At 72.1% G+C, this 23964-nt stretch carries 21 protein-coding genes; 10 read left to right on the top strand and 11 right to left on the bottom strand.

Going from position 1 to position 23964, the window contains the following annotated elements; translation table 11 throughout:
- Window positions 1-337 precede the first annotated feature (337 nt).
- The 5 genes from exaC to xylB form a co-directional block, all read right to left on the bottom strand.
- Window positions 338-1861 carry an acetaldehyde dehydrogenase ExaC gene (exaC, locus tag ACZ52C_RS36545; protein WP_469078828.1) on the bottom strand — a complete coding sequence of 508 codons (1524 nt, stop codon included), beginning with the start codon at window positions 1859-1861 and terminating at the stop codon, window positions 338-340.
- Between the two features lie 253 nt (window positions 1862-2114).
- Window positions 2115-3398: a GAF domain-containing protein gene (locus ACZ52C_RS36540; protein WP_469078827.1), complete on the bottom strand. Its 1284-nt coding sequence runs from the start codon at window positions 3396-3398 to the stop codon at window positions 2115-2117.
- Between the two features lie 85 nt (window positions 3399-3483).
- Window positions 3484-4083 (bottom strand): N-acetylmuramoyl-L-alanine amidase, encoded by a 600-nt coding sequence (locus ACZ52C_RS36535; protein ID WP_469078826.1) that lies wholly within the window; start codon window positions 4081-4083, stop codon window positions 3484-3486.
- Between the two features lie 332 nt (window positions 4084-4415).
- Window positions 4416-5624 carry an ROK family protein gene (locus ACZ52C_RS36530; protein ID WP_469078825.1) on the bottom strand — a complete coding sequence of 403 codons (1209 nt, stop codon included), beginning with the start codon at window positions 5622-5624 and terminating at the stop codon, window positions 4416-4418.
- Window positions 5625-5909: 285 nt separating this feature from the next.
- Window positions 5910-7355: a xylulokinase gene (gene xylB / locus ACZ52C_RS36525; protein WP_469078824.1), complete on the bottom strand. Its 1446-nt coding sequence runs from the start codon at window positions 7353-7355 to the stop codon at window positions 5910-5912.
- A gap of 145 nt (window positions 7356-7500) precedes the next feature.
- On the opposite strand from xylB, the gene xylA reads away from it, so the two are divergent.
- Entirely contained in the window at window positions 7501-8667 is a 1167-nt protein-coding gene (xylA, locus tag ACZ52C_RS36520; protein WP_045560299.1) for a xylose isomerase, read from the top strand.
- Window positions 8668-9017: 350 nt separating this feature from the next.
- The gene (locus ACZ52C_RS36515; protein WP_469078823.1) at window positions 9018-9341 is read left to right on the top strand and encodes a hypothetical protein; all 324 of its coding nucleotides are present in this window, start codon (window positions 9018-9020) and stop codon (window positions 9339-9341) included.
- 2 nt (window positions 9342-9343) lie between these two features.
- On the opposite strand, the gene ACZ52C_RS36510 is transcribed toward ACZ52C_RS36515, so the two are convergent.
- On the bottom strand, window positions 9344-10645 hold the full coding sequence (locus tag ACZ52C_RS36510; protein WP_469078822.1) for an SWF or SNF family helicase: 1302 nt from the start codon (window positions 10643-10645) through the stop codon (window positions 9344-9346).
- Window positions 10642-13506 carry a DEAD/DEAH box helicase gene (locus ACZ52C_RS36505; protein WP_469078821.1) on the bottom strand — a complete coding sequence of 955 codons (2865 nt, stop codon included), beginning with the start codon at window positions 13504-13506 and terminating at the stop codon, window positions 10642-10644. Before ACZ52C_RS36505 ends, ACZ52C_RS36510 begins: the two co-directional genes overlap by 4 nt.
- Window positions 13507-13727: 221 nt before the next feature.
- Between ACZ52C_RS36505 and ACZ52C_RS36500 the strand changes: the two genes are divergently transcribed.
- On the top strand, window positions 13728-13940 hold the full coding sequence (locus ACZ52C_RS36500) for a hypothetical protein (protein ID WP_078853702.1): 213 nt from the start codon (window positions 13728-13730) through the stop codon (window positions 13938-13940).
- Window positions 13941-13983: 43 nt separating this feature from the next.
- Here the strand turns inward: ACZ52C_RS36500 and ACZ52C_RS36495 are convergent, their stop codons facing one another.
- The 3 genes from ACZ52C_RS36495 to ACZ52C_RS36485 form a co-directional block, all read right to left on the bottom strand.
- Window positions 13984-14841 carry a hypothetical protein gene (locus tag ACZ52C_RS36495; RefSeq protein ID WP_469078820.1) on the bottom strand — a complete coding sequence of 286 codons (858 nt, stop codon included), beginning with the start codon at window positions 14839-14841 and terminating at the stop codon, window positions 13984-13986.
- Between the two features lie 158 nt (window positions 14842-14999).
- Window positions 15000-15296 carry a hypothetical protein gene (locus ACZ52C_RS36490; RefSeq protein WP_469078819.1) on the bottom strand — a complete coding sequence of 99 codons (297 nt, stop codon included), beginning with the start codon at window positions 15294-15296 and terminating at the stop codon, window positions 15000-15002.
- A gap of 152 nt (window positions 15297-15448) precedes the next feature.
- Window positions 15449-16048 (bottom strand): class I SAM-dependent methyltransferase, encoded by a 600-nt coding sequence (locus ACZ52C_RS36485; RefSeq protein ID WP_469078818.1) that lies wholly within the window; start codon window positions 16046-16048, stop codon window positions 15449-15451.
- A 152-nt stretch (window positions 16049-16200) separates the two neighbouring features.
- Between ACZ52C_RS36485 and ACZ52C_RS36480 the strand changes: the two genes are divergently transcribed.
- From ACZ52C_RS36480 to ACZ52C_RS36450, 7 genes are all read left to right on the top strand, one after another.
- Window positions 16201-16977 carry an MHYT domain-containing protein gene (locus ACZ52C_RS36480; protein WP_469078817.1) on the top strand — a complete coding sequence of 259 codons (777 nt, stop codon included), beginning with the start codon at window positions 16201-16203 and terminating at the stop codon, window positions 16975-16977.
- 49 nt (window positions 16978-17026) lie between these two features.
- The gene (locus tag ACZ52C_RS36475; protein ID WP_469078816.1) at window positions 17027-19561 is read left to right on the top strand and encodes a sensor histidine kinase; all 2535 of its coding nucleotides are present in this window, start codon (window positions 17027-17029) and stop codon (window positions 19559-19561) included.
- On the top strand, window positions 19558-19995 hold the full coding sequence (locus ACZ52C_RS36470; RefSeq protein ID WP_045560308.1) for a roadblock/LC7 domain-containing protein: 438 nt from the start codon (window positions 19558-19560) through the stop codon (window positions 19993-19995). The genes ACZ52C_RS36475 and ACZ52C_RS36470 overlap by 4 nt, the downstream gene beginning before the upstream one ends.
- A gap of 20 nt (window positions 19996-20015) precedes the next feature.
- Window positions 20016-20432: a DUF742 domain-containing protein gene (locus ACZ52C_RS36465; RefSeq protein WP_469078815.1), complete on the top strand. Its 417-nt coding sequence runs from the start codon at window positions 20016-20018 to the stop codon at window positions 20430-20432.
- Window positions 20433-20619: 187 nt separating this feature from the next.
- Window positions 20620-21225 carry a GTP-binding protein gene (locus ACZ52C_RS36460; protein ID WP_184897215.1) on the top strand — a complete coding sequence of 202 codons (606 nt, stop codon included), beginning with the start codon at window positions 20620-20622 and terminating at the stop codon, window positions 21223-21225.
- 224 nt (window positions 21226-21449) lie between these two features.
- The gene (locus ACZ52C_RS36455) at window positions 21450-21863 is read left to right on the top strand and encodes a roadblock/LC7 domain-containing protein (protein WP_469078814.1); all 414 of its coding nucleotides are present in this window, start codon (window positions 21450-21452) and stop codon (window positions 21861-21863) included.
- Between the two features lie 130 nt (window positions 21864-21993).
- Window positions 21994-23046 (top strand): DUF6397 family protein, encoded by a 1053-nt coding sequence (locus ACZ52C_RS36450; RefSeq protein ID WP_469078813.1) that lies wholly within the window; start codon window positions 21994-21996, stop codon window positions 23044-23046.
- A 33-nt stretch (window positions 23047-23079) separates the two neighbouring features.
- Here the strand turns inward: ACZ52C_RS36450 and ACZ52C_RS36445 are convergent, their stop codons facing one another.
- Window positions 23080-23955 carry an acyl-CoA thioesterase gene (locus ACZ52C_RS36445; RefSeq protein WP_045560312.1) on the bottom strand — a complete coding sequence of 292 codons (876 nt, stop codon included), beginning with the start codon at window positions 23953-23955 and terminating at the stop codon, window positions 23080-23082.
- Window positions 23956-23964 lie beyond the last annotated feature (9 nt).

Raw genomic sequence — 23964 nt, 5'->3', positions numbered from 1 at the left:
GGCTTGCTTTCCTCTGCTCCAGAGAACGTTCTGGTCTCCCCAGGGCCCTTGTCCTCCGTGACTGTCCTCCGCGACGGGCTGAGGAGGTCGCGCTCGTGTAGCCGCTCGTGAAAGCAGACCACGCCTCCGACGGAAAGGGCGGCCGACCGGCTGAACAGGCTGACAGATCGTTGGCATGCCCGTCCGGTCATGTCAGCGACCTGCTCTTCTGGCCGCCTGGAGCGGTATCTTTCGGTTCTCGTTCTGCCGGACAGAGCATCGAGGTCCCCGTCCGCTACTACGCCCCCGGAGGGCGCCTGGCTGGTGTTTCACCAGCTCAGGCGCCCTTTTTCGGTGCCTAGAAGAAGCCCAGCTTCTTCGGCGAATACGACACCAACAGGTTCTTGGTCTGCTGGTAGTGGTCCAGCATCATCTTGTGGGTCTCGCGGCCGATGCCGGAACCCTTGTAGCCGCCGAACGCGGCGTGTGCCGGGTAGGCGTGGTAGCAGTTCGTCCAGACGCGGCCCGCCTGGATGGAACGGCCCGCGCGATACGCGGTGTTGGTGTCGCGCGTCCAGAGGCCCGCGCCCAGACCGTACAACGTGTCGTTGGCGATCTTGATCGCGTCGTCGAAGTCGTTGAACGAGGTCACGGAGACGACCGGACCGAAGATCTCCTCCTGGAAGATCCGCATGCGGTTGTCACCCTCGAAGATCGTCGGCTGGACGTAGTAACCGCCCTTCAGCTCGCCGTCGTGCTCGATGCGTTCCCCACCGGTCAGGACCTTCGCGCCCTCCTGCCGACCGATGTCCAGATAGGAGAGGATCTTCTCCAACTGGTCGTTGGATGCCTGGGCGCCGATCATGGTGTCGGTGTCCAGCGGATGCCCGGTCTTGATCTGCTCGGTGCGGGCGACGGCCGCCTCCATGAACTCGGCGTAGTTGCCGCGCTGCACCAGCGCCCGCGACGGACACGTGCACACCTCACCCTGGTTGAGCGCGAACATCGTGAAACCTTCGAGGGCCTTGTCACGGAAGTCGTCGTTCGCCGACCAGACGTCGTCGAAGAAGATGTTCGGCGACTTCCCACCGAGTTCGAGAGTCACCGGCGTGATGTTCTCGGAGGCGTACTGCATGATCAGACGTCCCGTCGTCGTCTCGCCCGTGAACGCCACCTTCGCCACTCGCGGACTCGACGCCAGCGGTTTGCCCGCCTCCACCCCGAACCCGTTCACGATGTTCACCACGCCGGGCGGCAGCAGATCCGCCACGAGGCTCATCCAGACATGGATGGACGCCGGGGTCTGCTCGGCCGGCTTGAGCACGACCGCGTTGCCCGCCGCCAGCGCCGGCGCCAGCTTCCAGGTCGCCATGAGGATCGGGAAGTTCCACGGGATGATCTGGGCGACCACACCCAGCGGCTCGTGGAAGTGGTACGCCACCGTGTCCTTGTCGAGTTCCGCCAGCGAACCCTCCTGCGCGCGGATCGCCCCCGCGAAGTACCGGAAGTGGTCGATGGCGAGCGGGATGTCCGCGGCCAGCGTCTCCCTCACCGGCTTGCCGTTCTCCCAGCTCTCCGCCACCGCCAACTGCTCCAGATTCGCCTCCATCCGGTCGGCGATCCTCCGCAGCACGTCCGAACGCTCGGTGACGGACGTGCGCCCCCACCCGGGCGCGGCGGCGTGCGCCGCGTCCAACGCCCGCTCCACGTCCTCGCTCGTCCCGCGCGCGATCTCCGTGAACGGCAGCCCGTTCACCGGACTCGGGTTCTCGAAGTACTGCCCGCGCGCCGGCGCCACGTACTCACCGCCGATGAAATGGTCGTAACGCGCCTCGAAGGAGACGACCGCGCCTTCCGTACCGGGCGCTGCGAAACGGGTCATGAATACCTGCCTCCCGAGAAGCGCCACCCGCCGTTGGGCGGCTCTCGCGAAGAGGCTAGGAATCGCGATGTTGCAACGACGTTGCGTTCGAGGAGCGACGCCGCATTGGAACGACCGTCCGCCGCCCTCGAACGAGCGAATCACCCCCACCGAACCGCCTTCCTCGAACGACCGAACCGCCGCCCTCGAACGACCGAATCACACCCACCGAACCGCCACCCTGGAACGACCGAACCGCCCCTGCACCGCAGTCCTACGTTCGCCGAGCTTGACGGTCTCCCCAGCCCGGTGGTGCCGACAGTTCCGACTCCAGCTCGCGCAGCCGGGACCGTACGGTCGGAGCGGGTCGTACGGCCGCCAGTGCCCGCCACACCTCCAGATCGTCCTCGCCCCAGGGGGCGTGCGCCCAGTCCGCCAGCAGGTCGGGGTCGTGCCCGGCTATCAGCGCCGTGCGCAGACCGTCGGCGAGTCTGCGCCTCAGCCGTACCACGGCCGGCGCCTGCGAGCCCGGCAGCAGCGGCCCCGTGTACGCCGACGCCGCCGCCGTCACCGCGCCCGTCTCCAACCGCCGTTCCACCACCGACACATCGGACTCGACGGGCGCCGTCAGCCGATACGGCCGTGACCCCAGCACCTCCGGCCCCAGGAGACGGCGCAGCCGCGCCAGTTCGGCCCGCAGCGTCACCGGCGTCACCGACTCGTCCTCGTACAGCGCGCAGAGCAGCTCGTCGCCGGACAGCCCCTCCGGGTGGCGGGCGAGCAGCACCAGGATCTCGCTGTGGCGACGGCTGAGCCTGATCTTCCGTCCCCGGACGAGGAGTTGGGCGTCGTCACGGCCCAGAGCAGTCAGTTCGAGCGTGTCCGCCGCAGCGCCGGGTGGCGCGAGCAGGGCGAGCTGGGACTCGGCGGCCCGGGCGACCGCCTGGACGAAGCCGAGGCTGTGCGGATGCGCCAGACCGTCGCCGCCGGTGATGTCGACCGCGCCGAGTACCCGCCCGGTGCGTGGATCGTGTACCGGAGCCGCCGCGCACGTCCACGGCTGCACCTGCCATATGAAGTGCTCGGCTGCGAAAACCTGCACGGGCCGGTCCACGGCGACCGCGGTGCCCGGAGCGTTCGTCCCGACCGCGGACTCCGCCCATCGCGCACCCGGTACGAAGTTCATCCGGTCGGCCCGCCGTCTGGTCGCCGCGTCTCCCTCCACCCACAGCAGCCTGCCCTGCGCGTCGCACACGGCCAGCAGATGCTCGCCGTCGGACGCGAACGTGCCCAGCAACTCGCGGACCAACGGCATCACCCTGGCCAGCGGATGTTCCGCGCGGTAGGAACCGAGGTCGCCGTCCGTCAGCTCCACCGGAGCGGTGCCCTCCGGTCCGACCCCCGCCTTCGCCGACCGCCGCCACGAGTCCGCGACGACGGAACGCACCGGTCGTGCCACCGTGCCCCGCTGTGTGAACACCTCGTGCGCGTGTCGCAGCACTCGCACCCGCTCGACGGGGTCGGCTCCCGGCTCCAGAGCCACCCATGGATCGGTCAACTCGGCCTCCCGGACATGCGCTCGTGGCTGGAACCCATCGTCACCGCCGGACCCGCACCCCGACAAGCCGCGCGCCACGGCGACGTCAGGCGGAGCCGACCAGACGTATGTAGCGGTCCCAGTCCCAGTACGGCCCCGGATCGGTGTGGTCGGTGCCCGGCACCTCGTGGTGGCCGATGATGTGGGCACGGTCCTTCGGAATGCCGTGCCTGTCGCAGATCTCCGCGGTGAGCGCCGCGGACTGCTCGTACATGGCGGCGGTGAAGTACTCGGGCCGGTCGATCCAGCCCTCGTGCTCGATGCCTATGCTCCGCGCGTTGTATTCCCAGTTGCCTGCGTGCCAGGCGATGTCGCGTTCTCTGACGCACTGGGCGACCAGTCCGTCGGCCGACCGGAGCAGATAGTGCGCGGAGACCTGCTTCGCCGGGTTCCAGAAGACTGGCAGGGTGTTCTTGTAGGTGGTCTGCGTGACGTGGATGATCACCAGGTCGATGGGTTGTCCGGCCGGCCGGTCGGCGGCGGTGTAGTTGGCCGTGCTCGCGGGCTCCCACCGGGCGGGGGTGTGGTCGAGGGGCGGAGACTCGGCGTCGGCCCGGGGGCTCGGGAGCAACGCGTAGGGGATCGCGGCGAGGGCGGTGCCCTGCAGCAGCAGCCGCCTGCTCGGCAGCGGCCTGGCTCGCTCCATGTGACTCTGCCTTTCCTGCCGAAGGGTGGGTGGATGGTCCTGTGCTGGTCGGCGCATCCGTGAGCGAAGACGCCTCAGTACTCGAAGACGCATCAGTACTCGAAGGCGCATCAGTACTCGAAGACGCAGCCGCAGGTCGAATGGCTGCGCCTCACGTGGATCACGGTACGGCGATCGAGGACGGGCCGCCCGAGCGTGTGGATAACGGTGGAAAACCGGCGAGTTGTGGAAAACTTCGTCACCCGGCAGAGGGAACGGGCACCCACGGAGGCCGGTCGAGGACTGTGCCGACGCCCAGGCCGGGCACAGCCCTCGCCCGCTTCTCCCCAGCGCTACTGCCGCACCCCGGCCGTCGCCGGATCGTCCAGCACCCCACGCACCACCGAGTGCGCCGCGCCCAGCAGGGGCCCGTCGGAACCCAGCCGCGACACGGTCACGGAGCACGCCGGACCGGCCGTCCGCCGCGCCAACTCCCGCTCCAGCGAGGGCAACAGCCAGGGCGCGAGGGCGGCCAGAGCGCCGCCCAGCACCACGGTCCGCGGGTCCAGCAGATTCACCGCGCCGGTCAGCGCCACCCCGAGCGCGGTGCCGGCGCCCCGCAGGGCCCGGTGCACATGCTTGTCGCCGGCGGCGGCCCGCTCGGCGAGGAACTCGACCCGGTGTTCGCCCGGTTCCAGTCCGGCCGCCCGGAGCACGGCCTCCTCACCGGCGTACTGCTCCAGGCAGCCGCGGCCACCGCACGCGCAGTCGGGGCCTTCGGGCCGCACCGGAACATGCCCCAACTCGCCCGCGAAGCCGCGTGTCCCACGGAGCAGCCGACCGTCCACGACGACCGCGCCACCGATGCCGATCTCCGCGGAGACGTGCAGGAAGTCGGACGGTGTGCCGTCCCCGAGCCAGAGTTCCGCGAGCCCGCCGAAGTTGGCCTCGTTGTCCACGGTCACCGGCAGATCGTCGGGCAACAGGGCGCCCACGTCCGTGTCGTGCCAGTCGAGGTTCGGGGCGCGGACCACCGTACGGGTGTCGCTCGCCACCAGCCCGGGCACGGCGACCGCGAGCCCTGCCGGCCACAGTCCCTCGCCCTCCGCCTCGGCGACCACCTCTCGCACGAGCTCGGTCAGTTCCTCGATGACCGGCTCCGGTGCCCGGCCGCGGTTGGTGCCGTGCCGCTCCGCCCGAGCCCGCACCTCGCCCCGCAGGTCCACGGCGCAGACCGCGAGATGATCGACGCCGATCTCCGCGCCGATACCGGCGGGGCCGCGCCCGCTGAGAGCGAGCGCCGAGCCGGGCCGTCCGACCCGGCCGGGACGCTCGGGGCCCAGCTCCTCCAGGAGCCCGGAACGGATCAGCTCGTCCACCAGGGTCGACACGGCGGCCCGGGTCAGGCCGATGTGCGAGGCGACGCCGGCCCGGGACAGCGGCCCCTCGGCGTTGACGGTGTGCATGACCCGGGAGAGGTTGCGGCGCCGCATGCCCTGCTGGTTGTCGGGCAGACGGCGGCCGGAGCCGCCGGCGCGGGTCTCGTGCAGTGGTGCGCTCATGCCTCCCTCGGCTCCCGTCGATGCGTCCCGGTGGGTGTCCCCGCCGAGGTTTCCGTGGGTGTCCCTGTGCGTTTTCCTGTCCGTGCCCTGTAGATCATGCCGGAATCGGATTTTCCCACTCGGGAGACCCCCTCGCCGCTTCGGGACGGCCCTCGCTGTATCGGGACAGCCCCTCGCCGGTCAGTCCCTGACCGGCCAGTCCCTGTCCGGTCAGTCCCTGTCCGGTCGGTCTCTGATCGATCGGTGGCAGTCCGGTCGACCGTTGCCCGGTCGGAGGCAGTCCGGTCAGTCGCTGTCCGGTCCGCGTTCCAGCAGCGGTGCCGCGTCGGACAGCACCCGGGAGATCCTGGCGAGCGTCTCCTCGTCCCGCTCCACGGCCTCCAGCACCGGCCCCTTTGTGGTGTCCCAGCGGCGGGCCACCGCGGCAGGGTCCTCGCCGGTGAGCAGCCCGGCGGCCTGCGCGGCGGCGCCCAGCGCGACCAGTTCCTTGGCCTCGGGGACCTGCACGGCCCGTCCCGAAAGGCGGCGCACGGTCTGCTGCCAGGCGGTGCCCCGCGCGCCCCCGCCGATGAGCAGCAGCGGTGCGGAGGTGTCCGCGTCGGAGTCGAGCACCAGGTCCAGGGCGCCGAGCAGCGAGTGCACGGCGCCGTCGTACGCTGCCTGCAGCAGCTGTCCGCCCGTCGTGTCGTGGCGCAGCCCGTGCAGCAGGCCCGAGGCGTGCGGCAGGGCCGGGGTGCGCTCGCCGTCCAGGTAGGGGAGGAGGGTGACGTCCGTGCCGGGCTCCACGGACTCGCGGTCGAGGCCCAGCAGGGCGGCGACCCGGTCGACGGCCTGGGTGCAGTTCAGGGTGCAGGCCAGCGGCAGCCAGTCGCCGTGCGCGTCGGCGAAGCCCGCCACCGTCCCCGTCGGATCCGCCGGGCGGTGCCTGGAGACGGCGTACACCGTGCCGGAGGTGCCCAGGCTCAGCACCGGGGTGCCGGGGCGCAGCCCGAGCCCCAGCGCCGCGGCCGCGTTGTCACCCGTGCCGGCGGCCACCAGGGTCCCCTTGGCGAACGGCAGTTCGTGGGCGTCCCGTACGGTCCCGGCGACCTCGCCCGGCCGGACCACCCGGGGCAGCAGCGCCGGGTCCAGCCCCACATGGGCGAGCACCTCGGCGTCGTACGCCTCCGTCGCCGACGCCCACCAGCCCGTGCCGGAGGCGTCGCCGCGATCGGTCGTGCCCTGGCCGGTGAGGCGCTCGGTGAGGTAGTCGTGCGGCAGACGCACGGCGGCGGTCGCCCGCACCGCGTCGGGCTCGTGCTCCGCCAGCCAGGCCCACTTCGTCACGGTGAAGGACGGCCCCGGCACGCTGCCGGCGCGCTCCGCCCAGGCTTTCGCGCCGCCCAGTTCCTCGACCAGGCGGGCCGCCTGCGGCGCCGAGCGCACGTCGTTCCACAGCAGCGCCGGCCGCACCGGCTCGCCCCGGGAGTCGAGGGTGACGAGGCCGTGCTGCTGGCCGCCGATCGACACCGCAGCGGCCTCGCGTGCCGCCTCCCCGCACTGGTGCAGCGCCTCGCACAGCGCGTCCCACCACTGCCGGGGGTCACTCTCCCGGCCGGCCCCGGAGGACACGGTGTGCGGTGCCTGCCCGCTCGCCACGACCCGGCCGGTCGACGCGTCGACGACCAGGGCCTTGGTGGACTGTGTGGACGAGTCCACACCGACGACGAGCGGACCCTCGGCAGCTGACATCGGGCTCTCCTTCTCACGCGGCTCGCGACGGCCGCTGACGCGGCTGACGTCTCCGTCCGGCGACATCTTGTCTTCCCAGAGACGCGTCCGCATACTAATTTGTAAATCGCCATGACGAAATAGTCGGAGCGCAAGGAGCCGCGGCATGAACTACCAACCCACCCCCGACGACAGGTTCACCTTCGGCCTGTGGACCGTCGGCTGGCAGGGAAGGGACCCGTTCGGCGACGCCACCCGGCGCGCCCTCGACCCGGTCGAGACGGTGCAGCGTCTGGCGGAGCTCGGCGCCTACGGTGTGACCTTCCACGACGACGACCTGATCCCCTTCGGGTCCTCGGACAGCGAGCGCGAGGAGCACATCAAGCGCTTCCGCGCCGCCCTGGACACGACCGGCATGACCGTGCCCATGGCCACCACCAACCTCTTCACGCACCCCGTCTTCAAGGACGGCGCGTTCACCGCCAACGACCGCGACGTCCGCCGCTACGCGCTGCGCAAGACGATCCGCAACATCGACCTGGCGGTCGAGCTCGGCGCCAAGATCTACGTCGCCTGGGGAGGCCGTGAGGGCGCCGAGTCCGGCGCCGCCAAGGACGTCCGGGACGCGCTCGACCGCATGAAGGAGGCCTTCGACCTCCTCGGCGAGTACGTCACCTCCCAGGGCTACGACCTGAAGTTCGCGATCGAGCCCAAGCCGAACGAGCCGCGTGGCGACATCCTGCTCCCCACCGTCGGTCACGCCCTGGCCTTCATCGAGCGCCTGGAGCGCCCGGAGCTCTACGGCGTGAACCCCGAGGTCGGTCACGAGCAGATGGCCGGGCTGAACTTCCCGCACGGCATCGCGCAGGCCCTCTGGGCGGGCAAGCTCTTCCACATCGACCTCAACGGCCAGTCCGGCATCAAGTACGACCAGGACCTCCGCTTCGGCGCGGGCGACCTGCGCTCCGCCTTCTGGCTGGTCGACCTGCTGGAGAGCGCCGGTTACGCGGGGCCGAAGCACTTCGACTTCAAGCCGCCGCGCACCGAGGACCTCGACGGTGTGTGGGCGTCGGCCGCGGGCTGCATGCGCAACTACCTCATCCTCAAGGAGCGCGCGGCCGCCTTCCGCGCGGACCCGGCGGTCCAGGAGGCGCTGCGCGCCGCGCGGCTCGACCAGCTGGCCCAGCCCACGGCCGTCGACGGACTGCAGGCGCTGCTCGCGGACCGGACGGCGTTCGAGGAGTTCGACGCCGAGGCCGCCGCCGCTCGCGGCATGGCCTTCGAGCAGCTCGACCAGCTGGCGATGGACCACCTGCTGGGTGCGCGCGGCTGATCACGCGCGCGTGGGGCCCCTTTCGGTCGTTCTCTGCGCGGGAATTCTCCGGAATCATGCGATCCACGGCATGAGTCCTGTCAACTCCCGCGCAGGGCTCGCGTCCTGGCCTTTCCGCGGCGACTCTGGACGGTATGGGCATGCCGCCGCCACCGTCCCAGCCGCCCCGACCGCCGGACGGCACACCGCCGTCGCCCGGCGGCGGTTTCGGGCCCCCTTCAGGGAGCTTCGGTCCGCCGCCGGGCGATCCGACCGGGGGAGGTGGTGGTCGGCAGCCCCCGGGTCAGGGCGGGGGCCGGCAGCCACCCGATCCGCCCGGTGGGCCCCCTCCCTACGGGCGTCGCAGGCTGGTGCTCATCGCGCTGGCCGTGGTCCTCACCCTCGGTGCCGTCCTCGCCGTGGTGCTGGTGGCCTCCGGGGGTGAAGGATCGCCGGACGACAGGCCGTCGGGCGGGCCCGGTGGGGGCGCGAGTTCTTCGCCGACCCCGTCGCTGAGCCTCCCGTCCGGGCTGCCCAGCGACCTTCCGACGCTGCCCTCGGGTTTTCCCAGTGATCTGCCCAGTGGGTTCCCGAGCGATCTGCCCACCGGATTCCCGACCGTGTTGCCCAGCGACCTGGACTCACTCTTCCCGGACCCGGTCGGCCGCACCGGTGACGGGCGCGCTCTCGGGTGACGTCAGCTGTCAGGCTCAGCGGCGACCGAGGCCAGCGCCGTCGCCGGATCATGGGCCGCCGGGCCCGCCGGCACCCAGCGGCCCCGCTCCTTGCGGTACGGCCACCAGCGGCCGTCCCGTCCGAGGCGCAGCTGCGCCGACCCACCCACGACGGTCCAACGATTGTGCGCGGCCCTCAGCGAAGGCCGCTCGGCCTCGTCCCACGCAGCCTCCAGAGCGACACGCGCGCGTGCGAGCGACTCCGCCGGTACATGCCACTCCTCGTCCAGTACGGCGAGACCGGCCGCCCCGCCGTACCGCCAGGCACGGACGGCGAGCGCCAGCCCCTCCCGGCCGCGTCCCGACCCCTCTGCCAGTCGCGCCTCGATGCCCGTCCCCGGGGCACCGGAGGCCAGCCGCACCACGTCCTGGTGGAACGGCGCCTCGTCGTCGAGCGGCAGCTGCTCGTGACCGGGGCGGAGAGCCTCGGCCAGCAGCCGGTGTGCCTCCCGGGCCGTCTGCGCCGCCAGGAACTCGAGCGCCGCCGGGTCGAGCCCCTGCGCCGGCCCGGTCTCGGTGTCCAGGGAGGGCGGCAGGCCGGGCTCCGTGGGCAGCGCGGGCGGCTCGGGGAGCGGCGGCAGGAGATCTTCCGCCGCGAACGCCTCCGCGGCGTCCACACCGCCGCGGTGGTCGTCCCCGAGGCTCGTCCCGAGACCGCTGGGCGCATCCTCGGCACCCGCCGCGGACGCGGTTCCCCGCACGTGGAGGTCGTCCAGCAGAGCGCGCTCGGCACGGCCGCGCATCAGCATCAGGACGAACGGGTCCTGATCCAGCAGACGGGCCACCTGGTAGCAGAGCGCCGCAGTGTGTCCGCAGTGGTCCCAGGCACCGCAGTCGCACTCCGCCTCCAGATCACCGAGACCGGGCAGCAGTTCGACCCCGGCCGTCGCGGCGTCCTCGACCAGATGCGGCGGCATCTCACGGTCGAGCAGGGCGGCGACGTGCCCGGCCCGCTCGACCGCCATGTCCAGAAAACGGTCCCACTGATCCCCGGACAGCTCCTGGAGCAGGACGTCGGCACGGTGGCCGGTGCCGTCGAGGTCCTGGACGACCGCGGTGACACGCCCGGGGCGCACCGACACCGCGCCCACGGCTCCCGCACGCGCCAGCCTGCGCCCCGCCTTCACCTGCTGCCCGTCCAGCGCCGCGTCCTCGAGCGCCTGCAACCAGGCCCGGCCCCACCACGTCCGTGCGAAGGCCCCGCCGTGCACGGGGGCCAGTGCGGCGAACGTGCGCTCCTCGTCATGTCCCGTGCGTTCCGTCATCCCGCGCCCCCTCGCAGCTCCACCAGATCGGCCAGCTCGGCGTCGGACAGCTCGGTCAGTGCCGTGTCGCCCGCGCCGAGCACCGCGTCGGCCAACTCCCGCTTGCGCAGCAGCATGTCCGCGATGCGGTCCTCGATCGTGCCCTCCGTGATCAACCGGTGCACCTGCACCGGCCGTGTCTGTCCGATGCGGTACGCCCGGTCCGTGGCCTGCGCCTCGACGGCCGGGTTCCACCAGCGGTCGTAGTGCACGACATGCTCGGCCCGTGTCAGATTCAGACCCGTGCCGGCCGCCTTCAGCGACAGCAGGAAGACGGGCACCTCGCCCGCCTGGAAGCCGTCCACCATCGCCTCGCGCTCGGGCACCGGTGTCCCCCCGTGCAGGAAGCGCGTGGTCACCCCGCGCGCCGCCAGATGACGTTCCAACAGCCGAGCCATCCGGACGTACTGCGTGAAGACCAGCACGCTCGCGCCCTCGGACAGGATGGTGTCCAACAGTTCGTCCAGCAGCTCCAACTTCCCCGATCTGCCCGGGATCCGCGGCTTGTCCTCCTTGAGGAACTGAGCGGGGTGGTTGCAGATCTGTTTGAGCCCGGTCAGCAGCTTCACGATCAGTCCCCGCCGCTCCATGCCGTCGGCCGCGGCGATCTCCGCCATGGTCTCGCGCACCAACGCCTCGTACAGCCCCACCTGTTCCCTGGTGAGCGACACTGCGCGGTCGGTCTCGGTCTTCGGCGGGAGCTCCGGCGCGATCCCCGGGTCCGACTTGCGGCGGCGCAGCAGGAACGGCCGTACGAGCCGGGAGAGCCGCTCCGCAGCGGCGGGATCCCGGCCGCTCTCCACGGCCTGCGCGTACCGGGTGCGGAAGGTGCCGAGGCGGCCGAGGAGACCCGGGGTGGTCCAGTCGAGGATCGCCCACAGTTCCGACAGGTTGTTCTCCACCGGGGTGCCGGTGAGCGCCACGCGCGCGCGTGCGCCGATGGTGCGCAGTTCCCGCGCCGTGGCCGAGTAGGGGTTCTTCACGTGCTGCGCCTCGTCCGCCACGACCAGGCCCCAGGGCACGTGGGCGAGCCGGGGTGCGTCGAGCCGCATCGTGCCGTACGTGGTGAGGACGAACTCCGCGTCGGCGAGCCCGTCCAGACCGCGTCCGGATCCGTGGAAGCGGCGCACCGGCACGCCCGGTGCGAATTTCTCGATCTCCCGCTGCCAGTTGCCCATCAGGGAGGCCGGACAGACGACGAGGGTGGGGCCCGCGGTCGGGGTGTCCGACTGCCGGTGCAGATGCAGGGCGATGAGGGTGATCGTCTTGCCGAGCCCCATGTCGTCGGCGAGGCAGCCGCCGAGTCCCAGGGAGGTCATCCGGGCCAGCCAGTCGAGTCCGCGCAGCTGGTAGTCGCGCAGCGTCGCGGCGAGCGCGGGAGGCTGCCCGACGGGTTCCTGCCCTTCGGGGTCCGACAGCCGTTCCCGCAGCGTCGCCAGCCATCCGGTGGGCAGCACGTCGACCACCCTGCCGTCCACCTCCGTCGTACCCGTCAGAGCGGCGCTGAGCGCGTCGACGGGCGACACCTTGCGGTCCTGCTGCGCACGGGCGTGGCGGATCTCCTCCGGATCCACCAGGACCCACTTGTCGCGCAGTCGCACCAGGGGGCGGTTCGCCTCCGCGAGCAGGTCGAGCTCCTGCCGGGTGAGCCGCTGATCGCCCAACGCGAACCGCCAGTCGAAGGCGAGCAGCGCGTCGGCCGACAGGTACGACGGGGTGCCCGACGTGTTTCCGTCAGGGCCCTGCTCGTCGTCGTCCGGGGGACCGACGACCGCGCGGGCGGTCAGCCCACGGGCCGGCTCCTTGGGCCAGTGCACGTCTACACCGGCTGTCGCGAGCAGCCGGGCACCCTCGCCCAGCAGTTCGGTGACCTCCTCGTCGGCGAGTTCCACGGCGTCCGGCACGGCTGCCGACAGCAGCGGGCCGAGCGGGGCCCAGACGCGTGCGGCGCGGCGCAGCGCCAGCAGGGCGTCCGTCCGCGCGCGCGGGCCGAAGGCGGCCGCGTCGGCCCACACCGCGGAGGCGTCCGCGACGAGCGCGGGGTCGCTCACACTGTGCAACTGGGGAACTACACGGAACATGGGCTTCGTCCCGGCCGGGTCGTCGGCGGGCAGCGAGGCGAGCCCGGGAATCTCGACGCGCAGGGAGACGCGGACCCCGGCGTCGTGTCCGGCGGCCACGTCCGCGGCCCAGGAGCGCTGTTCCGGAACGGCCTGCGGATCGCGGGCGGCGAAGGCCGGGCCGCCCGCCGCGACGCTCGCGGCGGGGGAGCGGGGCAGTGAGTCCACGACGGCGTCGAGGAACGCGCGCAGCAGCCGCTCCGGTTCGGGCAGCCGCGGCGGCTCACCGTCGTCCACGGGCAGCGCGTGCGCCTCGGGCGGCATCGCTGCGGCCAGCTCCCTGACCCGGTCCAGGTCCTCCGCCCGCAGCGGTCCCGCCCGCCAGGCGTCCTGTCCGCCCGCGGTGACGCCGGGCAGCAGAAGACCGCGCGCGGCGAACCGAAGGGCCAGCAGGGCCGCGGCGCCCCAGAAAGCCGTCGAGCGGTGGGCGCCGGTGCCGGCACGCGCGCGCGTGAGCACCGGAAGCGCGGCGTGGACCGGGAGCGACACGACGGGGACCGTGGACCGTCGGACGCCGCCGTCGCCGGACCCGACGAGTGTCAGCTCCCCGTCGCAGCCGTGGGCGACCGGGGGCGGTGCCGAGCCGTCCGGTCGCCAGAAAGCGACGTGTCCGGTGCGCGCGGGGTCCGCGGCCACGAAGACGGCGTGGCAGCGGGCCAGTTCGAGGACTTCGGGGAAGGTGGCCACGGGATTCGTCGGCACAGGGATACCGGACTCCTCAAATTTGACTACTTCAGTCGGAATCGCCGAGGCTACCTCACCTCAAATCTCCACCCGGTGTGTTGTCGAGTGACGTGGGTCACTTTTCCCGCCCGGCGGTGAGGGCATCTCAGGGTTGTACGGGGGTTCGACTCAGGGGCGCGTCAGGGTCGTGGTCCGGAACCGTGGGGAGTCCGATCCCGTTTTCAGGACAGAGAGCGGCAGTGGCCGCGAAGGAGGCGACGGAGATGTCGAAGAGTACGAAGATCGTCGCAGGGGGTGCGGCAATCGGGATCGTCCTGCTGATCCTGCTGCCCTTCCCCTTCTGGGCCAATCTCCTGATAGTCCTGGGGATCCCCACGGCCGCGTACCTGGCGCTGGACCCCTCGCAGCGGCGCCGGCTGCGCCGCACGGGGCGCAAGGAGCTCGGCCGCTGAGGTGGTACCGGCCCGCGTCGGCGGGCCGGTGCGGCACACAGGATCAGTTCGGGCGTACGGCGATCTTGTCGAGGGACTCCAGGAGACCGGGCAGTTCCGGGCCCCTGCCCACCGGCAGCACCTCGCCGGGTTCCTCGTCGAGAAGGACGAAGGCGATGTCGTCGGTTCTGGCCACCATCGACCAGCCGGGACCGTCGGCACGGAGCGTCCGGGCGTCACCCGGCGCGAACGAGGAGCGGACCCGCCCGAGAGGGGGAGGGGACTCCACGTAGGCCCGCGCCTCCGCGAGCACACGGCGGATGCCCGTGCGGGGAGTGCCGTCGTCCTGGCCCGCACCCGGCCCGGCTTCCGCCGTGTCGCCGGTCGCCGGCCAGCCCGAGCCGTCCTGCCCGGCGAACGCGGAGTCGTCGATCTGCTCCCGCCACATGGCCCACTGCAGAGCGATCTCGTCGGCGCCCAGACGCCGCTGGGCGGGACCCCAGACGCCGGTGTCCGGCGGACTCAGCGGAGGCCGGTCCGACACCTCGGGATCGGGGTCGTGCGGAGCGGGCACCCCCGGGGCAGCCACGGCGACCGCCAGGGGCCAGCCCGGCAGGGCCGCCACGACGGAGTCCTCGTCGGGCGACAGGTCGTACTCCATGCCGCAGTCCCACGACGCGATGGCCACGGCGACCAGCGACACGTCGTCGACCGCCACCGTCCACCTCGCCCCCTCGCCGTCCTGGCCCAGGACGATCCCGTAGCCGTCCGCGAGCGGCGCGAGGCCCAGGGCCGCGCAGGCCTCCGGGTAGTCGTCCCCCAGCACACTGGGGAAGTTCGCGGGCGTGAGCAGTACCGCCGTCAGCACATACAGCGCGTCGTCGTCCCCGGCGGTGACGGCGTCCTCGTCCGTCCCGGCCATGCCGGCCTCCCATCGCTCTCGCTCGTCCGTCGGCGCACCCTAATGCGCCCGGCGGGCCCTTGTCACGAGCGGGAACCCCGTGCGGAGCTGCGGAAATCCGGGGCGAGCTGCAGGTATCCGGGTGGACAGGGGCGAAACGACCGGAGACCCTCACTCGTTCAGGCGGCCGGCAGCCCCAGAAGTGACCTCGCGACCGTCTGCGGCGACTCGTCGCGCTCCCGCGCGAGGGCGATCACCGCCCGGCACGCCAGCTCGCTCACCCCGAACGACAGGGCCTCGGGCGACACCCAGGTCGCGGCCTCGTCGATCTGGTCCTGGTCGTCCTCGGCGCACGCCGCGATGTAGACGGCCGCCGCCTCGAACAGGTTGTGCGTGCGCTTCGTCTCCTGCGCGGTGGTCTCCGCGCGCAGCGAGTCGAGGAATCTGCCGAAGGACTTGCGCATGCTGCCGAACATATGGGCTACCTACCCCCCGCGTCGGTATCACAGCTCGTCCTACTCAACGTAGAGACGGACCCGCGACCACAGAAGGGGGAAGGCGGGGTGAAGCGCGGCGAACGGCGCATTCGGGACCCTGCGCGGCGCGATACCCCGGGCGAGGGCGGGGCTCAGCCCACACGCGCGGCCAGCGCCAGGAATCGGTCGTCCTCGTCGGCGTAGGACGTCATGCGCCAGCCCGAACCCGCCAGCAGCGGCCTCAGGTTCGCCTCGGCACGCAGGTCCTCCGGGGTGAGGTGCCGCCCCTGGCGCGCGGCGAGCGCCGCCCGGCCGATGGGGTGGAAGAGCGCCAGAGTGCCGCCCGGTCTGACCACCCGGGCCAACTCCCACAGAGCCTCCGCCGGGCTCGGAAGGTGTGCGACGAGCCCTGCGGCGAACACCGCGTCCAGCGACGCCGTACGCAGCGGCAGGCGGCCGGCGTCGGCGAGCACCAACCACCCGTCACGGTCCCGCCCGGCCCGTACGGCGGCCGCCAGCATGGCGGGCGTCAGATCGGCCCCGAGCACCACTCCCGAGGTCCCCACGGCGGCGCGCAGCGGCGGCAGCGCCCGTCCCGTGCCGCACCCCGCGTCGAGCACCCGGTCGCCCTCGCGCAGACGGAGTTCGGCGACCGCTGCGGCATAGGCGGGCCCGTCGTCGGGGAAGCGGGCGTCCCAGTGGGCCGCCCGTGCCGTGAAGAACTCCTGGACGTGTGTGTGGTCGTCGCTCATGTTCCGCATGATCCCTCACCGGAACGGCGGACGAGATGACGCGCATGTTCGGACGGGACGCGATCGCTCCCGTGCATATATGCGCCACATTCCAGCAGCTTTCGAAATGCGCCCCCTCCGTGCTCCCGTGCCCCCACTAGCGTCCCGGGGCCATGGGACACCTGGACCACGCCACCTTCGGCTGGCTGACCCCCGCGCTGTCGTACGCCATGGCCTGCATCGGCGCCGCCCTCGGACTGCGCTGCACGGTCCGCGCGCTCGCCACCACCGGCAGGTCCCGCCGCAACTGGCTCGTCACCGCGGCGTCGGCCATCGGCACCGGCATCTGGACCATGCACTTCGTGGCGATGCTCGGCTTCGGCGTCGGCGGCACCGAGATCCGCTACGACGTGCCACTGACCGTCCTGAGCCTCCTGGTCGCCATGCTCGTGGTCTGCGCCGGTGTCTTCGCCGTCGGCTACGGCCGCGATCGAACCCGGGCGCTCCTGCTCGGCGGGCTCACCACCGGCCTCGGCGTCGCGAGCATGCACTACCTGGGCATGGCGGCCGTACGGCTGCACGGCGACGTCACCTACGATCCGGCGCTCGTCGCCCTCTCCGTCGTGATCGCCGTGGTCGCGGCGACCGCCGCCCTCTGGGCGGCACTCCACATCAGGTCGCCCGTCGCGGTCACCGTCGCCTCCCTCGTCATGGGCGGAGCGGTGAGCAGCATGCACTACACCGCGATGTGGGCGGTGAGCGTGGAGGTCACCCCGTCCGCGGCGGTCCTGCCCGGGGCCACGGCGATGCAGTTCATCTTCCCCCTCGCCGTCGGCCTCGGGTCCTACCTCTTCCTCACCTCGGCGTTCGTCGCACTGTCGCCGACGGCCGGGGAGCGCGAGGCATCGGCGTCGGCCCAGCGGCCGGTCGAGAACGCCACCGCCCACTAGCCGCGCCACGGCCTTCGAAGCCCGCCGCCGAACCCTGATCGAGGAGGCCATGCGTACACCCCGCAGAACCCCGACAGCCGCTGCCGAGGCGCCGGCCCAGCCCGCGATACGCGGACGTCGCGCCCACGCCGGGCCACCGGCCGACGAGCCGCTCGCACCCGACGGGACCGGCGCCCCGGTGACCGGCCCACCCACCTCAGCGGGACGCCGGAACCTGCGCCCCCGCACCGTCCGGGCCAAGATCGTCTGTCTGCTGATGGTGCCTGTCGTCTCCCTGCTCGCACTGTGGGCGTACGCCACCGTCACCACCGCCCAGGACGTCGCCCGCTACCGCCAGCTGCAACGCGTCGACGCCTCCGTACGCGGCCCCGTCGCCGACGCCGTCGCCGCGCTCCAGGCCGAACGCGCGGCCGCCGTCCGGTACGCCACCGGACCCTCCACGGAGCGCGAGAACACGCTGCGCGGACTCACGCGGCGCACCGACCGGGCGGTGGAAGCCCTGCGCCTGGGGGACCGCCACACCGTCGCCGACGGCACCGACCTGCCCGCAGGGGTGGCCGAACGCCTCGCCGGCTTCGTGACCGGCGCCGAGGATCTGCGCACTCTGCGGACCTCGGTCCTCGACCGCCGCAGCGGCTGGGCCGAGTCCTATGAGCGGTACACCGCGACCATCGCCACGGCCTTCGGCGTGGGCGGCGCGCTCACCGGCATCCAGGACGCCGACCTCGGCTCCGACGCGCGCGTGCTGCTCGAGTTCTCCCGCGCGGGCGAGGCGCTGGCGCGGGAGGACGCGCTCCTGTCCGGCGCCCACATCGCCAAGACCCTCGACCGTGAGCGGTTGCGGCTGTTCACCGGCGCCGTCGACACACGCCGCACCCTGACCGAAGCCGCCGGCGTGGACCTGCGCGGCACGGAACGCGCCGCCTGGCAGGAGCTCGCCGGAGGACACGCCTACGCCGACCTGCGCGCCCTCGAGGACGAAGTGCTCGCGAGCCACGCCGGGTCCCAGGTGCTCCAGGCCGTCCCCGAAGCGGCCTGGACGTCCGCCCACGCGCGCGTACAGAAGGACATGCGCGCCATCGAAGTGGACGCCGGCCACGAAGTCGCCGACCGGGCCGACCCGTTCACCCGCGCACTGCTCACCCCGGCCGGGGCCGCCGTGCTCCTCGGCCTCGCCGCGGTCGCCGCCTCCCTCGTCATCTCCGTACGCATCGGACGCGGTCTGGTCGTGGAGCTGGTGAGCCTGCGCAACGGCGCCTTGGAGATCGCCCGCCGCAAACTGCCCCACGCCATGCGCAGACTGCGCGCCGGCGAGGAGATCGACGTCGACACCGAGGCCCCGCCCGGGCCACCCGCGGAGGACGAGACCGGTCAGGTCGCCGAGGCCCTCGGCACCGTGCATCGAGCGGCCCTCCGCGCGGCGGTCGAGCGCGCCGAACTCGCCAGCGGCATCTCCGGAGTCTTCGTGAACCTCGCCCGCCGCAGCCAGATCCTCGTGCACCGCCAACTCGGTCTGCTCGACAGCATGGAACGCCGCTCCGACGATCCCGACGAACTCAGCGACCTCTTCCGTCTCGACCACCTCACCACCCGCATGCGACGCCACGCGGAGAGCTTGATCATCCTCTCCGGGGCCGCGCCGGGGCGCGCCTGGCGCATGCCCGTCTCCCTGACGAACGTGGTCCGGGCGGCGGTCTCCGAGATCGAGGACTACGCGCGCGTGGAGCTGCGGCAACTCCCCGAAGCGAAGATCGCCGGTGCCGGGGTCGCCGACCTCACCCACCTCCTCGCGGAACTCGTGGAGAACGCCGCCCAGTTCTCCCCGCCCCACACGCGCGTGCGGGTCACCGGCGAACCGGTCGGCAACGGTTACGCCCTGGAGGTCGAGGACCGGGGCCTCGGCATGGGCAAGGAGACGCTCGCCGAGGCCAACCGCCGCATCGCACAGTCCGAGGCCCTCGACCTGTTCGACAGCGACCGGCTCGGCCTGTTCGTCGTCAGCCGCCTCGCCGCCCGCCACGGCATCAAGGTCCATCTGAGGCCCTCCCCGTACGGCGGCACCACGGCCGTGGTCCTCCTCCCCACCAGCCTGCTCCACAGCGGCGTGCCGGAACGTTCTCCCGAAGCCCGCGCCGAAGCACCTGCGCAGCCCGAGGAACGCGAGTACGCGCGCGTGACCGCGGCCCCGCACCAGGACCCCGTCGAACAGTCCGCGGACCGGCGCGCCCTGACGGCACCCGTCGCCTCCGTCGGCCGCGGAACCGGGGACGATCCGCCCGAACCGCCGCCCGGCGTCACCACCCTGCGGCCGCACCGCCGCCCGCAGGAACCGGAGGACACGGGCGAACTGCCACGCCGTGTACGCCAATCGCATCTCGCGCCCCAACTGCGCGAACGGCCCGCCGTTCAGCCCGCGTACGCCGCGCCGCCCGGAGCGGACGACGAGCGCACCCCGGAACTCGTCAGGGACCGCATGGCGGCCTACCGCGACGGCTGGACACGAGGTGGTGGCACGGCACCCGGCCGAGCAGCAGGCCACGGCCCCACCACGGGCAGCGACAGCAGCGAAGGAGACCCCGCATGATCCAGGACCCGAGCACCAGGGCCACCGAGCGCTCCGGTGAACTCGACTGGCTGCTGGACGACTTGGTACTGCGCGTGCACGAGGTGCGGCACGCCGTCGTCCTGTCCAACGACGGCCTCGCGGTCGGCGCCTCCAGCGACCTCAGGCGCGAGGACGCCGAGCACCTCGCCGCGGTCGCCTCCGGCTTCCACAGTCTCGCCAAAGGCGCGGGCCGCCACTTCGGCGCCGGGGGCGTACGCCAGACGATGGTGGAGATGGACGACGGTTTCCTCTTCGTGGCAGCCGCCGGGGACGGTTCCTGTCTCGCCCTCCTCACCGCCGTCACCGCCGACATCGGACTGGTGGCGTACGAGATGGCGCGGCTGGTGAAACGCGTCGGAGAGCACCTCCGCACACCCACCCGCGCCGGCGCACGCCCGCCCACGGCCGGATGAGCCAGGGACGGGCCGTGCTCATGACCGAAGGCAGTGACACCGGCGTCCCGCACGAACCGCCGGGCGGCCGTTGGTACGACAACGAGGCCGGGCCGCTCGTCCGCCCCTACGCCATGACGGGCGGCCGCACCAGGCCCGGCCCCGGCGGGACCGGCTTCGACCTGATCGCCCTGGTCTCGCTCGACACCGGCGCACCCACGGGCGACGACACCCTGCTCGGTCCGGAACACCGGGCGCTCCTGGAACTGTGCCGGACCGAGACCCAGTCGGTCGCCGAACTCGCCGCGGGTGCCGACCTGCCCGTCGGAGTCGTACGCGTGCTCCTCGGGGACCTCCTGGAGTCCGGCCGAGTCATCGTCAGCCGCCCCGTGCCGCCCGCGCAACTGCCGGACGAACGGATCCTGCGCGAGGTGATCGAGGGACTGAGGGCGCTGTAGATGAACACGCACCTGGTTCCGGCCCGTACCGACTTGCGCATCCAACCCGGCACCGAACGGGCACAAGCGGTCGGTGACATGAAATACCGGTCCAACGCCCCACGGACGAGTGGCACTTGCCAAGATGCTGACTCCTCACAGCCGTAACGATGTCGACCACGGCCGACACTCCCGAGAGAAGTGATCGATGGTCTCCGAGCACTCCGATGAGACAGACGGCGACACGGGCGCCCTGGCCTTGAAGATCCTCGTCGCCGGCGGCTTCGGCGTCGGCAAGACCACGCTGGTCGGCGCGGTCAGCGAGATCAAGCCGCTGCGCACCGAGGAACTCCTGAGCGAGGTGGGCCAGTCGGTGGACGACACCGACGGAGTGGACCAGAAGGTCACCACCACCGTCGCCATGGACTTCGGCCGCATCACCATCCGGTCGGGGCTCTCGCTCTACCTGTTCGGCACACCCGGGCAGGACCGGTTCTGGTTCCTGTGGGACGAGTTGGCGCAAGGGGCGTTGGGCGCCGTCGTCCTCGCGGACACACGGCGACTGCAGGACTGCTTCCCGGCGGTGGACTACTTCGAGCATCGGCACATCCCCTTCGTGGTGGCCGTCAACTGCTTCTCGGAGGCCCGCGCCCACGGCGCCCAGGACGTCTCACGCGCCCTCGACCTCGACCAGGGCACCCCCGTGGTCCTCTGCGACGCCAGGGACCGCGACTCCGGCAAGGAGGTGCTGATACGGCTCGTCGAATACGCCGGCCGGATGCATACCGCCCGGCTGCTCGACTCCGTGGGCTGAACCGGCGGCAACACGCCTGGCCCTGGCCGGATAGCGTTCCTTGACACCGCTGTTTCGGGTGGGGAAGCACCCGTTGTCGCTGTTCGCGCGGAAGGACCGGCATGCCTTGTCGGTCATCTTCCCTGCCATGTTCCGATCCTGCTTGCTCCGGCCGCAGCGGTGGGGAAGGCTGAATCGTCGGATCCTCCGCGTCCGGGGGAACGACGAAACGGGGAGTGCGAACGATGTCGCAGAACGCGGGGCTCGGTTGGCTGCTGGACGACCTGACCGAGCGCGTGGAACCCATACGGCACGCCCTGGTGCTGTCCACCGACGGACTGGTCACCGCGGCCAGCACCGGCCTGCGGCGCGAGGACTCCGAACACCTGGCCGCGGTCTCGTCGGGCCTGCACAGTCTCGCCAAGGGCTCGGGGCGCCACTTCGGCGCCGGTGACGTACGGCAGACGATGATCGAGTTCGACGACGCGGTGCTCTTCGTCACCGCTGCCGGGCCTGGCAGCTGCCTGTGCGTCCTCAGCGCGGCGGAGGCGGACATCGGTCAGATCGCCTACGAGATGACGCTGCTGGTGAACCGCGTCGGCGAACACCTCCGAGTGGACGCCAGGCACCCCCAAAGCTCGGCCGCAATGGATCGCTGACCTGCGCTTCTCTCCGTTGCGGGCAGAGTTATCCACAGGCCCCACACGGCTTTCCGTGAACGGGCTACGGTTTTTCCCGAGGCGAGCGCGAGACCAGCGCGAGCACCACACCGCACGGGGGAGAACCGCCATGTCCGGCGACACCGTCACGCAGTCCGTCATGACCACCACGCCCACCACGCCCACCGAGACCGGTGTGTGCATCGACGTCGCCACGCTCAGCTCGCGGCGCGCCGCCCCGGCACCGGCCGGGGCGGCCGGCGGCACCCTGACACTGGGCCGAGCCGCCCGCGAACTGGGCCTGAAACGAAGTGAGGTCGACATCGCCGCACAACTCGGCTTCCTTCGCACGGTCGTCGACGACGCAGGCGGAGGCCGCCGCGTCACACGGGCGGAGATCGACCGGCTCCGAGCCGAGCAGGGCTTCCCGGAGGTCCTCCGGGACAGGGTCTGTGTCGTGGGATCCAAGGCAGCCGCCGAGATCCTGGGCGTGCCGCCCTCCCGGTTCATGCGTCTGGCACGCCTGGGGCTGGTCACTCCGGTCAAGTTCACGCTCAACCGCTACCGCGCCGTGATCTGGCTCTATCCGGCGGCCGAGCTACGGCAGTTCGCGGCCGACGAGAGGAACGCCCCCTGGCTGACGGGCCGTATCCCGGAGGATCTCAGGCGCCGGCTGGACGCGGGGCTGGACCTGCGCCCCCGTAACTGGCGGGGACGCCACCTCGGATTCCTGCTGCGGCAGGCCGAAGACCCCTGGAGCCGAGCGGCCGCTCCCGCCTCCCTGCTCGACCCCCTCCACGTCGCCGAGATCGTCCAGGACCCCTACGAGCGCGCCCATCTGCATTTCCACCGGCCCCCACGAGCCGACCACGGGTCGCCGGACTCGCCCGCCGCACGGATCAGCGCGCGGATCATGACCGCGGACGACCCCGACGAGATCGCCTGGCTGCGCACGGACCTCCAGCAGTGCCTCATCGAGGCCCGGGCGCACCGACTCGCACCGAGGCCCCGCCGGAAGCTGCCGCCCTCGGCGGCCCGGCACAAGACCCCCGCCGCGTCGGAGCGACCGGCACCGCGACCGCGCCGGGACCGACGGCGTCCGGTGCCGCCGGTGGCCGGCGCCGGGACGGCTCCCGAGGGGCGGCGGGGTCTGCTGGGCTGGCTCCGGCGCGGACCTCACTGAGCGAGCCGGTCAGGCGCCCGGTCTGCCCGACGGTCAGGTGCCGAGCTTGCGGAACAGCCCTTCCTGGACGACCGACACGAGCAGACGCCCCTCCAGGTCGTAGATACGGCCGCGGGCCAGTCCGCGGCCGCCGACCGCGATCGGGGACTCCTGGTCGTACAGGAACCACTCGTCCGCGCGGAACGGCCGGTGGAACCACATCGCGTGGTCCAGCGACGCCATGTCGAAACCACGGGGCCCCCACAGCGGCTCCACCGGGATACGGACGGCGTCCAGGAGCGTCATGTCGCTCGCGTACGTCAGCGCGCACGTGTGCACGAGCGGGTCGTCGCCGAGGGGACCCACCGCGCGCATCCACACCGCGCTGCGCGGCTCGGCGTGCTCGACCTCCTCGGGCGTCCACCGCAGCCGGTCGACGTACCGGATGTCGAAGGGCTGACGCCGGGCCATGCGCTCGAACTGCTCCGGCAGCGTGCCCAGATGCTCGCTGATCTCCTGCGTCACCGTCGGCAGCGACTCGGGGTCCGGCACCTTGCGGGCCGGCGGCAGCTGGTGCTCGAAGCTCCCCTCTTCAGGCTTGTGAAAGGAGGCGGTCAGATTGAAGATCGTGCGGCCCTGCTGCACGGCGGTGACCCGGCGCGTGGTGAACGACCGCCCGTCCCGCACCCGCTCGACCTGGTACACGATCGGCACCCCGGGACGGCCGGGACGAAGGAAGTACGCGTGCAGCGAATGCACCGGCCGGTCGCCCTCGGTGGTGCGTCCGGCGGCGACCAGCGCCTGGCCGGCGACCTGGCCGCCGAAGACCCGCTGCAGGGACTCCTGCGGGCTGCGCCCACGGAAGATGTTGACCTCGATCTGCTCCAGGTCGAGCAGGTCGACGAGCCGCTCGGCGGGGTTGGTCGTCATGTGCTGGCC

Source organism: Streptomyces sp. NPDC034049, assembly GCF_055575575.1.
Note: the sequence above shows the minus strand (reverse complement) of the source record. Positions and strands in the feature narration are given on the sequence as shown.